The sequence below is a fragment of the Salmonella sp. SAL-020 genome (genome assembly GCF_017372215.1).
In the GTDB taxonomy this organism is placed as follows: Bacteria; Pseudomonadota; Gammaproteobacteria; order Enterobacterales; family Enterobacteriaceae; genus Salmonella; species Salmonella enterica.
This window is the reverse complement of the sequence record NZ_CP071690.1, coordinates 2,545,802-2,558,473: the sequence shown is the minus strand read 5'-3', so window position 1 is coordinate 2,558,473 and position 12,672 is coordinate 2,545,802. Positions and strand designations below refer to the sequence as shown.

General features: G+C 49.6%; 9 protein-coding genes, 2 tRNA genes and 5 other RNA genes. 5 read left to right on the top strand and 11 right to left on the bottom strand.

Going from position 1 to position 12,672, the window contains the following annotated elements; translation table 11 throughout:
- Positions 1-44: 44 nt before the first annotated feature.
- Positions 45-1,574, top strand: coding sequence for a tetratricopeptide repeat protein (locus J1G48_RS12440; protein ID WP_001212720.1), 1,530 nt, complete (start codon positions 45-47; stop codon positions 1,572-1,574).
- A 102-nt stretch (positions 1,575-1,676) separates the two neighbouring features.
- Here J1G48_RS12440 and J1G48_RS12435 read toward each other — a convergent pair.
- The 9 genes from J1G48_RS12435 to J1G48_RS12395 all read right to left on the bottom strand — a co-directional run bounded on the left by J1G48_RS12435 (position 1,677) and on the right by J1G48_RS12395 (position 4,272).
- Positions 1,677-1,808, bottom strand: a non-coding RNA gene (locus tag J1G48_RS12435) — RtT sRNA.
- A 43-nt stretch (positions 1,809-1,851) separates the two neighbouring features.
- Positions 1,852-1,982: non-coding RNA, RtT sRNA (locus tag J1G48_RS12430), on the bottom strand.
- A 43-nt stretch (positions 1,983-2,025) separates the two neighbouring features.
- Positions 2,026-2,157, bottom strand: a non-coding RNA gene (locus J1G48_RS12425) — RtT sRNA.
- 43 nt (positions 2,158-2,200) lie between these two features.
- A tRNA-Tyr gene (locus J1G48_RS12420) sits at positions 2,201-2,285 on the bottom strand.
- A gap of 34 nt (positions 2,286-2,319) precedes the next feature.
- A non-coding RNA gene (locus J1G48_RS12415) (RtT sRNA) lies at positions 2,320-2,451 on the bottom strand.
- Positions 2,452-2,495: 44 nt separating this feature from the next.
- Positions 2,496-2,580 (bottom strand) — tRNA-Tyr (locus J1G48_RS12410).
- A 28-nt stretch (positions 2,581-2,608) separates the two neighbouring features.
- A non-coding RNA gene (locus tag J1G48_RS12405) (RtT sRNA) lies at positions 2,609-2,750 on the bottom strand.
- Positions 2,751-2,920: 170 nt separating this feature from the next.
- Positions 2,921-3,763, bottom strand: a complete 843-nt coding sequence (gene purU / locus J1G48_RS12400; protein WP_001191156.1) for a formyltetrahydrofolate deformylase — start codon at positions 3,761-3,763, stop codon at positions 2,921-2,923.
- Between the two features lie 50 nt (positions 3,764-3,813).
- The gene (locus J1G48_RS12395; protein WP_001540172.1) at positions 3,814-4,272 is read right to left on the bottom strand and encodes a YchJ family protein; all 459 of its coding nucleotides are present in this window, start codon (positions 4,270-4,272) and stop codon (positions 3,814-3,816) included.
- Positions 4,273-4,382: 110 nt separating this feature from the next.
- Here J1G48_RS12395 and rssA point away from each other — a divergent pair, with 110 nt between their 5' ends.
- From rssA to galU, 3 genes are all read left to right on the top strand, one after another.
- On the top strand, positions 4,383-5,288 hold the full coding sequence (rssA, locus tag J1G48_RS12390; RefSeq protein ID WP_001230575.1) for a patatin-like phospholipase RssA: 906 nt from the start codon (positions 4,383-4,385) through the stop codon (positions 5,286-5,288).
- A gap of 90 nt (positions 5,289-5,378) precedes the next feature.
- A complete protein-coding gene (gene rssB / locus J1G48_RS12385) occupies positions 5,379-6,392 on the top strand; it encodes a two-component system response regulator RssB (protein WP_000193432.1) in 1,014 nt (337 codons plus the stop codon).
- 202 nt (positions 6,393-6,594) lie between these two features.
- Positions 6,595-7,503, top strand: coding sequence for a UTP--glucose-1-phosphate uridylyltransferase GalU (galU, locus tag J1G48_RS12380; RefSeq protein ID WP_000729450.1), 909 nt, complete (start codon positions 6,595-6,597; stop codon positions 7,501-7,503).
- Positions 7,504-7,634: 131 nt separating this feature from the next.
- Here galU and hns read toward each other — a convergent pair whose 3' ends face one another.
- A complete protein-coding gene (gene hns, locus J1G48_RS12375) occupies positions 7,635-8,048 on the bottom strand; it encodes a histone-like nucleoid-structuring protein H-NS (RefSeq protein WP_001287383.1) in 414 nt (137 codons plus the stop codon).
- A 662-nt stretch (positions 8,049-8,710) separates the two neighbouring features.
- Between hns and tdk the strand changes: the two genes are divergently transcribed.
- A complete protein-coding gene (gene tdk / locus J1G48_RS12370) occupies positions 8,711-9,328 on the top strand; it encodes a thymidine kinase (RefSeq protein ID WP_000068095.1) in 618 nt (205 codons plus the stop codon).
- Between the two features lie 196 nt (positions 9,329-9,524).
- On the opposite strand, the gene adhE is transcribed toward tdk, so the two are convergent.
- A complete protein-coding gene (adhE, locus tag J1G48_RS12365) occupies positions 9,525-12,203 on the bottom strand; it encodes a bifunctional acetaldehyde-CoA/alcohol dehydrogenase (protein WP_000301678.1) in 2,679 nt (892 codons plus the stop codon).
- Positions 12,204-12,672: the final 469 nt, after the last annotated feature.

Sequence of the window (12,672 nt, the reverse complement as noted above, 5' to 3'; positions counted from 1 at the left end):
ATGCAGCATATAATCACGCCATAAACGACAATAAGGATAGTTGTATGCGTTTTTCATCAATTTTCAAAATAATAATATTAAATATATTTATTTCAAAAATGGCTCACTCTGCTGTCTGCGAGGAGCGCTATCCCCCCGACTCAGAAGAATGCCAGTACGTTCAGGAATTAGAGCAAAAAGCGGAACAAGGAGATGAAAGCGCGCAGTTCGCGCTTGGAAGCTGGTATGCGGAGGGGCGATATGTTAAGCCTGATTATAAACTAGCCATAAAATGGCTGGAGAAAGCGGGTAAACAAGGTTCTGATTTTTCCTATTTCATCCTTGGCTATCATTACAACTATGGTGAAAATTTTCCACTTAGTCGACAAAAAGCGCTGGAGTGGTATCGCAAGGCGGCAGAGCTAGGGGATAGTAGTACGCAAGAAATCCTCGGTGACGCCTATATGTATGGCGATGGGTTTCCCCAAAATACCCAGCTAGCGCTGGAGTGGTATCGAAAAGCCGCCTCTCCAACCAATGATGCGGGCGTTGTCCGCGGCCAGGGTTCAGCTTCGTCAGCACAATTTAAGCTTGGAGTAATGTACGCCCACGGTCAGGGCGTCCCTCAGGATTATCAGCAAACGGCGATCTTGATGCGTAAAGCGGCGGAAAATATGTACTACCCCGCGCAACTTTATCTCGGTGTTGCCTATTTTTATGGTGAAGGCGTGCCTCAGGATTATCGTCAGGCAGTTTACTGGCTTAATGAAGGTATACCAAGCAGCTATACGCCAGGCCACATTCCGCTGAATGCGCTCTATGATAAAGCGCATCCCGCTGACCAGGTTCACTCTCAGACGTGGTATCGAAAAACAGCGCAACGCGTGATGGCAAAGGTACAGTACAATTTTGGCGTATGGTATTACAACGGTTATCACTTATTGAAAGATCACAACCTGGCGCTGGAGTGGTATCGCAGAGCCGCAGCGCAAGGATTGGCCGAGGCGCAGGATGCGATCGGCGTGATGTTTATGCAGGGTGAGGGCGTATCTCAGGACTACCAACAGGCGCTGGCGTGGTATCGCAAAGCCGCACGCCAGGGACTGCCTGCTGCGCAAACGCATCTGGGCATCATGTCTGCTTTTGGTCGCGGCGTCGCGCAAAGCGACAGACAGGCTATCGCATGGTATCGAAAAGCAGCAAAACAGGATTTTGCGAAAGCGCAATATCAGCTTGGCGTAGCATATAGCACGGGAAGAGGCGTGCCTGAAAATAGCCGGAATGCGCTGAAGTGGTACCTTAAAGCGGCAGAGCAGGGGTTTACTCCGGCACAATTAGCGCTTGGGGAAATTTATGCTCATGGGCGCCAGGGGGTGCCTAAAGATAATAAGCAGGCCTATATTTGGTATTACATGGCAAGTATATATACGGAAAAATCTAAGGATGATTGTTCAGCGCTCATTGCCGAAAGAAACCGACTCAAGGGAACGCTTACCCCAGATCAACTTAGCGAGACATATGCCGCCTTTGATCTCATCAGGCGAAAAATCAACCAGTCAAAGGAGGCGAAAAAGATTGCCAGGAAGAAGTATTGATAAGATAGCCAATAAGCTATGGCGCCATGGTGTGAAGTCTGCCTGTGGGGTAAGGATACGGGGCAGTGCTGATTGATTTGAAATTGGTGCCTTATGAAGTCATGGTGGTGGGGGAAGGATGACTCAGCGCTGCGCGTTTCGCCCTTCGGGTCGTTGCCTGCGGCAACGCTTTCTCGCTTTCGCTCGAATCGAACCTTAGTCGAAGCTTCTCATCCTTCCCGTACAGAGAGATATGAGACACTATGCTTAACGGGGATAAGATACGCGACGGGAGTGATGGTGGTGGGGGAAGGATGACTCAGCGCTGCGCGCTTCGCCCTTCGGGTCGTTGCCTGCGGCAACGCTTTCTCGCTGCGCTCGAATCGAACCTTAATCGAAGCTTCTCATCCTTCCCGTACGGAGAGATATGAGACACTGTGCTTAACGGGGATAAGATACGCGACGGAAGTGATGGTGGTGGGGGAAGGATGACTCAGCGCTGCGCGCTTCGCCCTTCGGGTCGTTGCCTGCGGCAACGCTTTCTCGCTGACGCTCGAATCGAACCTTAGTCGAAGCTTCTCATCCTTCCCGTACAGAGAGATATAAGGCACTGTGCTTAGCGGGGATAAGATACGCGACGGGAGTGATGGTGGTGGGGGAAGGATTCGAACCTTCGAAGTCGATGACGGCAGATTTACAGTCTGCTCCCTTTGGCCGCTCGGGAACCCCACCAGGGGTAATTCAAATTGTAGGTAAAGCTTGAAGATGGTGGTGGGGGAAGGATTATTCGTCGCTTCGCTCCTCACCCTACGGGCCGTTGCCGTTGGCAACGTTCTCTCGCTTTCGCTCGAGTCGAACCTTAATCGAGGGTTCTCACCCTTCCCCGACAAGTGCAGACTTCTGCATTGCTCATCGAGTTAACTACATCGCTGTAGTGAATAATGGTGGTGGGGGAAGGATTCGAACCTTCGAAGTCGATGACGGCAGATTTACAGTCTGCTCCCTTTGGCCGCTCGGGAACCCCACCACGGGATAAATTCATTATGCTGCTTGCATTCTATAGCGGGAAGGATTATTCGGAGCTAAAGCTCCTCACCCTTCGGGCCGTTGCCTGCGGCAACGTTCTCTCACTATTGCTCGAGTCGAACCTTGAAGTCGATGACGGCAGATTTGCAGTCAGCTCCCTTATGATCGCTCGGGAACCCCACCACGGGGTAATGCTTAATACTGGCCCGCTTCCTTTTGGGAAGCGGGGCGCATCATATCAAATGACACGCCGCTGTAAAGCATTCCTTTGCCTGAAATGAACTGTTTGCGTACTTTTCATCCGTAACGGATTAAAGCTAATCAATTCATATTACTGACGATTAAAGAATAATCGTCCGATTGCCGTAAACAAAGACTCGCTGTGCCAGAACCTGATACAGCGCGCGGCTTAATACGTTTTTCTCAACGTCGCGCCCGGCACGCATCATATCTTCTGCGGTGTAGGTGTGATCGACGTGAATCACGTCCTGCATAATGATTGGGCCTTCATCCAGATTATCATTCACATAGTGCGCGGTAGCGCCGATGATTTTCACGCCGCGCTCATAGGCCTGATGATAAGGACGCGCGCCGATAAACGCCGGCAGGAATGAGTGGTGGATATTGATAATTTTGTTCGGGAAGCGCGCCACAAAACCTGGCGTCAAAACACGCATATACTTGGCCAGCACTACATAGTCCGGTTGATGGGCATCAATGGCGTCCGCCATCTTCGTGTCATGCTCTTCACGCGTTAATCCCTCATGGCTGACCAGTTCGAAAGGGATCTCAAAACGTTCAACCAGCGAGCGTAACGTTTCATGGTTGCCAATGACCGCGGCGATTTCAACATCCAGCCCGCCATAGTTGGCTTTCATCAGCAGGTCGCCCAGACAATGCGCCTCTTTGGTAACCAGAATCACTACCCGACGGCGTCCGGCGGGATTGAGTTCACGAACAGAGCCTTCCGGTAAGGCGCTATCCAGATCGGCCAGGAGAGTGGAATCATTGAAGATGCCTTCCAGCTCGGTCCGCATAAAAAAGCGTCCGGTGCGATGGTCCACAAATTCATTGTTTTGCACAATATTAAGCTCGTGCTTATAGCAAATGTTGGTAATCCGCGCGATAAGGCCTTTTTGATCGGGACAAATAGTACGCAGAACTTTACGTTGTAGTGATTGCATTGCCGGAAAAATCCTGTTGAGAGTGTTTGCTGTATCGATACTGTCAGGCGTCACTGGCCGCAGCACTTTTTAAATTTTTTGCCTGAACCGCACGGGCAGGGATCATTTCGACCCAACTGCGGGCGGGTACCGTCAATATAATACCACTGACCGTTTTCTTTGATAAAACGAGAACGTTCGATAATCGCCCCGGTTTTCCCTTGTTCGGAAAAACGCGCGATAAAACTAACATACCCTGTATTTTCTGCTTCTGACCAGGTATGTTCAAAAATAGTCAGGCCGAGCCACCTGGTATTGGCAAATCCGGCGATGATATCATCACGAAACGCGGCCGCATTGCAGGTTGGATGCCAGCTCTTAATTAAGTAATCTGCGTCTTTCATCACAAAAGCGCAGTAACGAGAGCGCATGAGATGTGACGGATCGGGTGCTACTCGTTCTCCGGACACAATACGACCACAACATAGGCTATACTCGTCAGCGCTACCACAGGGACAAGGCTGAGACACAATAATCTCCCTGAATATAAAAAACGGCGTTGAACGCCAGGGTGGCATTATGTTAACTGAGCAGTGGCGATGTTGCTACGTCTTGAAGCCAGGGGAAGTCGTTAAGTACGATGAGAAAAATGAAAATAGGGCTGGCGCTGGGATCTGGCGCAGCGAGAGGATGGTCTCATATTGGGGTCATCAAAGCCCTCAAGCAAACAGGCATTGATATTGATATCGTTGCAGGATGCTCAATAGGTTCGCTGGTCGGCGCCGCGTATGCCTGTAATAAATTATCGGCGCTTGAACAGTGGGTATGTTCATTCCGCTACTGGGATGTTTTACGCCTGATGGATGTATCCTGGGGCAGAGGAGGGTTGCTTCGCGGCGAACGCGTATTTAATCACTATCGGGATATTATGCCCGTCACGGATTTTGACCACTGTTCAAGACGTTTTGGCGCGGTCGCGACGAATCTTAGCACGGGACGAGAGCTATGGTTTACTGAAGGCGATCTACACCTTGCTGTACGCGCGTCGTGCAGTATGCCAGGGCTGATGTCTCCGGTTGAGCATAACGGTTACTGGCTGGTAGATGGCGCAGTCGTTAATCCGGTACCTGTTTCGTTAACCAGGGCGCTGGGGGCTGATATCGTTATTGCGGTAGACCTGCAACATGATGCCCACCTCATGCAGCAAGATTTGCTCTCTGTAAATGTCGGGAATATCAATGAAGAGAGCGATGATGCGCTGCCCTGGCATAAGCGTTTAAAAGAACGTTTCAGTAGCCTGACTTCACGCCGTGGCGTGAGTTCGCCTGGGGCAATGGAAATCATGACAACCTCCATCCAGGTGTTGGAAAATCGTCTTAAACGTAACCGTATGGCTGGCGATCCGCCTGATATTCTCATTCAACCATTCTGTCCGCAAATCTCAACGCTGGATTTTCATCGCGCCCATGCCGCTATTGCGGCGGGTCAGTTAGCCGTAGAGAAAAAGATGGACGAACTTATACCCTTGGTGCGTACCGACGTTTAATGTACCTTTTACGATCACTTAAGCAAATTCTGACAGGCGCAAGCGGCAATACCATGCCACTATTGATTAAAGCCAGTCAGGGGAGAGAACATGACGCAGCCATTGGTCGGAAAACAGATTCTTATTGTTGAAGACGAGCCTGTATTTCGCTCGCTTCTGGATTCGTGGTTTTCCTCTTTGGGAGCGACAACGGCATTGGCAGGCGACGGGGTAGATGCCCTGGAGTTGATGGGGCGTTTTACCCCTGATCTCATGATATGTGATATCGCTATGCCGAGAATGAACGGTCTCAAACTGGTAGAAAACTTACGTAATCGCGGAGACCAGACGCCTATTCTGGTTATTTCCGCAACAGAAAATATGGCGGATATCGCCAAAGCGTTACGCCTTGGGGTTGAAGATGTCTTGCTGAAGCCGGTAAAAGATCTCAACCGCTTGCGGGAAACCGTATTCGCTTGCTTGTACCCTAATATGTTTAACTCGCGGGTTGAAGAAGAAGAACGCCTGTTTCGTGACTGGGATGCAATGGTGAGTAATCCGACCGCCGCAGCGCAATTGTTGCAGGAATTGCAGCCCCCGGTACAGCAGGTGATTTCTCATTGCCGCATTAATTACCGGCAGCTCGTCTCCGCCGATCAGCCTGGACTGGTGCTGGATATTGCGCCGCTATCTGATAACGAACTGGCATTTTATTGCCTGGATGTCACCCGGGCGGGCGATAACGGCGTGTTAGCCGCATTGTTGCTGCGGGCGCTATTTAACGGCTTATTGCAGGATCAGCTCGGCCAACAAAAGCACCGTTTACCGGAGTTAGGCGCGCTATTAAAACAGGTAAATCATCTGCTCAGACAAGCCAATTTACCTGGGCAATTCCCGCTATTTGTCGGCTACTATCACAGTGAGCTCAAAAATTTGATTCTCGTCTCCGCCGGATTGAACGCCACCTTAAATACGGGCGCTCATCAGGTTCAAATTAGCAGCGGCGTGCCGCTAGGAACATTGGGTAACGCCTACCTTAACCAATTAAGCCAGCGTTGCGACTCGTGGCAGTGTCAAATATGGGGCGCAGGAGGGCGTCTGCGATTGATGTTGTCTGCGGAATGACCAAACGGAAGAGTGAGCGGAAATTGCTTTACCGGCCTTTCCCGACGAGTGTTACTATCTGCGGCAGATTTATAAGTATTTGTCTTAATTATACCAATATAAGTCCTTTTTGGACCTGAGGCTTGTTCTGGTACTGATATACTGGAACACGATACAGATTAATGAACACGTTCAATACATGAACAGTCCAGGAGAATTTTAAATGGCTGCCCTTAATTCGAAAGTCAAAAAAGCCGTTATCCCGGTCGCGGGATTGGGAACCAGGATGCTGCCAGCGACCAAAGCTATCCCGAAAGAGATGCTGCCGCTGGTTGATAAGCCATTAATTCAGTACGTCGTGAACGAATGTATCGCTGCTGGCATTACTGAAATCGTGCTTGTTACGCACTCGTCTAAAAACTCTATTGAAAACCACTTTGATACCAGTTTTGAGCTGGAAGCGATGCTGGAAAAACGCGTTAAGCGTCAGCTTCTGGAGGAGGTTCAGTCTATTTGCCCTCCGCATGTCACTATTATGCAGGTACGTCAAGGGCTGGCAAAAGGCCTGGGCCATGCCGTATTGTGCGCGCATCCCGTTGTCGGAAACGAACCTGTCGCTGTTATTCTGCCAGACGTTATTCTTGACGAATATGAGTCCGACCTGTCTCAGGATAACCTGGCTGAAATGATCCGCCGTTTCGATGAAACCGGCAATAGCCAGATTATGGTTGAGCCAGTAGAAGATGTGACTGCATACGGCGTGGTCGATTGTAAAGGCGTTGAGCTGGCACCGGGCGAAAGTGTGCCGATGGTTGGCGTGGTTGAAAAACCAAAAGCGGATGTCGCGCCGTCTAACCTTGCGATTGTCGGGCGTTATGTGTTGAGCGCGGATATCTGGGCGTTGCTGGCGAAAACCCCTCCGGGCGCCGGGGATGAAATTCAGTTGACCGATGCTATCGATATGCTGATCGAAAAAGAAACGGTTGAAGCCTACCACATGAAGGGTAAAAGCCATGACTGTGGTAATAAGTTAGGATATATGCAGGCATTCGTTGAATATGGCATCCGTCATAATTCGCTGGGTGCTGAATTTAAAGCCTGGCTTGAAGAAGAAATGGGTATTAAGAAGTAACGATACGTTATAAATTTTTTAACAGAAGCGCTGGTAAATCCGGCGCTTTTTTTATGCCTGGGGTCGTCAGCGGAGAACTCAGGCAAAAAAAATCCCGCCAGCGGCGGGATTTTAAGCATCCAGGAAGTAAATTATTCCTTGATCAGGAAATCTTCCAGTTGCTTACCTTGTTCTTCCATTGCTTTTTTGATTACAGCCGGTGTACGACCCTGGCCAGTCCAGGTTTTAGTTTCACCGTTTTCGTCAACATAGCTATATTTAGCCGGACGAGCTGCGCGTTTAGCTTTGGTACCGGATTTAGCGGCAGCCATGCTATTCAGCAGTTCATTCGGGTCAATGCCGTCGGCAATTAACATTTCACGATACTGTTGCAGTTTACGAGTGCGTTCTTCCACTTCAGCAGCAGCAGCGCTTTCTTCTTCACGACGCTCATTAACGACAACTTCTAATTTTTCCAGCATTTCTTCAAGCGTTTCCAGAGTACATTCTCTTGCCTGCGCACGAAGAGTACGGATGTTGTTCAGAATTTTAAGTGCTTCGCTCATTGTAGTAATCTCAAACTTATATTGGGGTGGTTTGTTGAGCTAATAATAGAGCGATAAATTCAGTTGTGCAATAGCCAGGAATGTAAGGAATTCAAAATTACGCTTTATTAAGCACACGTTTTAATTATCTCAACTTAAATTTTCCTTGAGGCGCCGCACAAAAAAGAGCTTATTGGCAGGGGGGATACTCACCGTCTGTCGCTAAAAATTTAGGAGTCAGGTCACATTTTATCATGATGAAATACGATCTCATTGCTGAGATATCAATCTCTTGTATTAGATTTCCTTACAAGAAAACCCTATTACTTTGCACCGGGTATGAGTAACGGTAACAATAAGTACAAGGTTTTCATATTGGCGGGTGATGATAAGCATTGTTGATGAATTTTAACGGCATAATTTGTGAAGGAATGTGTATATACCCTTCATACTTCAAGTTGCTTATGCGTTGGCTACGCTCGCTCACTCCAGTCACATAGTTATCTATGCTCCTAGGGACTCACTCCCTTGCCGCCTTTAAGCAACGCGAATTATTTTGGGTATAGTGAGCGATGTTTGTACAATTCTTAATACTCACCGGAGCGCGAGCCGCGCCGTCGCGTCGGTAAATTATGGTACAATCCCGCCAATCTTTATTTCACTCAGGTGAGGTCCTGCGACCAATGGCACAGCTATATTTCTACTATTCGGCAATGAATGCGGGTAAGTCGACTGCACTGCTGCAATCTTCATACAATTATCAGGAACGCGGGATGCGTACCGTCGTATATACGGCGGAAATCGACGATCGTTTCGGCGCAGGCAAAGTCAGCTCTCGTATCGGTTTGTCGTCGCCGGCAAAATTGTTTAACCAAAATACATCCTTGTTTGAAGAGATTCGTGCCGAGAGCGCGCGGCAGACAATACATTGCGTGTTAGTCGACGAAAGCCAGTTTTTGACTCGCCAGCAGGTTTATCAATTATCCGAGGTTGTCGACAAATTAGATATTCCAGTACTTTGCTATGGGCTACGAACAGACTTTCGTGGGGAGCTCTTTGTCGGCAGCCAATACTTGCTGGCATGGTCAGATAAGCTGGTGGAATTAAAAACTATCTGTTTCTGCGGTCGTAAAGCCAGTATGGTTCTGCGCCTTGATCAGGACGGCAGGCCTTATAACGAAGGCGAACAGGTGGTTATTGGCGGGAATGAACGCTACGTTTCAGTTTGCCGTAAGCATTATAAGGACGCGCTGGAGGAGGACTCACTGACGGCGATTCAGGAGCGTCATCGGCACATATGATACCTGAGGTAAAGATCGGCTTATAAAACGCCCTGTAGCGCTTTGGAGGTCATTATTCAGGCCTCCTGACGAAGGGCGTGCCGTGAGCACGTAGGCCAGATGATCAGCATAGCGCCTTCAGGCATCAGATAAACAGGTAAAACAAAAAAACGGCCTCAATTGAGGCCGTTATTGTCATGCTAAAACAGATAACGAATTAAGCGGATTTTTTCGCTTTTTTCTCTGCTTTCGGTGCGGCAACGACGTCTTTCTTCGCTGCAACTTCACCTTCGGTGAAATCACGACCGTAGTAGGTATCCAGCAGAATCTGTTTCAGTTCGGAGATCAGTGGATAACGCGGGTTAGCGCCGGTGCACTGGTCATCGAAGGCATCTTCAGACAGTTTGTCAACGTGTGCCAGGAAGTCAGCTTCCTGCACGCCTGCTTCACGGATAGACTTAGGAATACCCAGCTCAGCTTTAATGCTTTCCAGCCATGCCAGCAGTTTTTCAATCTTAGCGGCGGTACGGTCGCCCGGCGCGCTCAGGCCCAGGTGGTCAGCAATTTCAGCGTAACGACGGCGTGCCTGCGGACGATCGTACTGGCTGAAAGCGGTCTGCTTGGTCGGGTTGTCATTCGCGTTGTAGCGGATAACGTTACAAATCAGCAGGGCGTTCGCCAGACCGTGCGGAATGTGGAACTGAGAGCCCAGTTTGTGCGCCATGGAGTGACATACACCGAGGAAGGCGTTGGCAAACGCGATACCGGCGATAGTCGCTGCACTGTGAACACGTTCACGCGCAACCGGGTTTTTAGACCCTTCGTGGTAAGACGCCGGCAGGTTTTCTTTCAGCAGTTTCAGAGCCTGAAGAGCCTGACCGTCAGAGAACTCAGAAGCCAGTACGGAAACGTAAGCTTCCAGGGCGTGAGTTACCGCATCCAGACCACCGAACGCACACAGGGACTTCGGCATATCCATCACCAGGTTGGCGTCGACAATCGCCATATCCGGGGTCAGGGCGTAGTCAGCCAGCGGATATTTCTGACCGGTTGCATCGTCGGTCACAACCGCAAACGGTGTGACTTCAGAACCGGTACCGGAAGTGGTGGTGACGGCGATCATTTTCGCTTTCACGCCCATTTTCGGGAACTTGTAGATACGTTTACGGATGTCCATAAAGCGCAGCGCCAGCTCTTCGAAGTGAGTTTCCGGATGTTCGTACATGACCCACATGATTTTCGCGGCGTCCATCGGGGAACCGCCGCCCAGCGCGATGATCACGTCTGGTTTGAAGGAGTTCGCCAGCTCAGCGCCTTTGCGCACAACGCTCAGAGTCGGGTCGGCTTCAACTTCGAAGAAGACTTCGGTTTCAACGCCAGCCGCTTTCAGCACAGAGGTGATCTGGTCTGCATAGCCGTTGTTGAACAGGAAGCGGTCAGTCACGATGAGCGCACGTTTGTGGCCATCAGTAATCACTTCATCCAGCGCGATGGGCAGAGAGCCACGGCGGAAGTAGATAGATTTCGGAAGTTTGTGCCACAACATGTTTTCAGCTCGCTTAGCAACGGTTTTCTTGTTGATCAGGTGTTTCGGACCAACGTTTTCAGAGATGGAGTTACCACCCCAGGAACCACAACCCAACGTCAGGGAAGGTGCGAGTTTGAAGTTGTACAGGTCACCGATACCACCCTGAGAGGCCGGGGTGTTGATCAGGATACGCGCGGTTTTCATCATCTGACCGAAGTAAGCAACGCGTTCTGGCTGGTTATCCTGGTCAGTGTACAGGCAGGAGGTGTGACCGATACCGCCCATAGCGACCAGTTTTTCTGCTTTTTCTACCGCTTCTTCGAAATCTTTCGCACGGTACATCGCCAGAGTCGGAGACAGTTTTTCGTGTGCGAACGGTTCGCTTTCATCAACGACCGTAACTTCACCGATCAGAATCTTGGTGGTTTCTGGTACGGAGAAGCCTGCCAGTTCAGCAATTTTGTAGGCTGGCTGACCGACGATAGCGGCGTTCAGAGCGCCATTTTTCAGGATAACGTTTTGAACCGCTTTCAGCTCCTGGCCCTGCAGCATGTAGCCGCCGTGGCTGGCGAAACGTTCGCGAACGGCATCATAGACGGAATCAACAACGACAACAGACTGTTCAGAAGCACAGATTACGCCGTTATCAAAGGTTTTAGACATCAGAACAGACGCCACAGCGCGTTTGATATCCGCAGTTTCATCAATGACAACCGGAGTGTTGCCTGCGCCTACGCCGATAGCCGGTTTACCGGAGCTGTATGCAGCTTTAACCATGCCTGGACCGCCAGTGGCGAGGATCAGGTTAATATCCGGGTGGTGCATCAACGCGTTAGACAGTTCTACGGAAGGTTGATCGATCCAGCCAATCAGATCTTTCGGCGCGCCGGCAGCGATAGCCGCTTGCAGAACGATGTCTGCCGCTTTGTTGGTTGCTTCTTTAGCACGCGGATGCGGAGAAAAGATGATGGCGTTACGGGTCTTCAGGCTAATCAGCGATTTGAAGATCGCGGTAGAGGTCGGGTTAGTGGTTGGAACGATACCGCAAATAATGCCGATAGGTTCGGCAATGGTGATGGTCCCGAAGGTGTCGTCTTCAGACAGCACACCGCAGGTTTTTTCATCTTTATAAGCATTGTAAATATATTCAGAAGCGAAGTGGTTTTTAATCACTTTGTCTTCCACGATGCCCATACCGGATTCGGCGACGGCCATTTTGGCCAGCGGAATGCGGGCATCAGCGGCTGCCAGAGCGGCGGCGCGGAAGATTTTGTCGACCTGTTCTTGAGTGAAACTGGCATATTCACGCTGGGCTTTTTTTACACGCTCTACGAGTGCGTTAAGTTCAGCGACATTAGTAACAGCCATAATGCTCTCCTGATAATGTTAAACTTTTTTAGTAAATCATCTGCGCGATACGTGAGTATAGACAGATCGACGATACTTTGTATAAATGCCTGAAATTCAGGTGGTTACTTAACGTCCGTTTCGCTCTGATTTACTAAAAGAGCTTCTGCGTTAGTATCATTTAACTCTAACGCGTTACGTCCAGGTGGCGTAAGCAAGATTACTCACTTCTGAGTAGCGATTGTGTGATCTAAATCAAGATTACGCAAAGCTGACACCTTTCAGCAGGCCATTTTAGCCTTTTATGTAAATTGTTAAGAAATCGTTGTCATGAAGAGTAAGTGGATTAGCATAACGAGTACATATAAATAACAGCGATGAATGGATGAAATTAGGTGTAGATAAGAGGTGAACTATGCGAATAAAAGGCGTATCTTCTGCGCGTTTTGATCATTAACGAACATTGACTTCATCCGGCTAACGCTTCGGA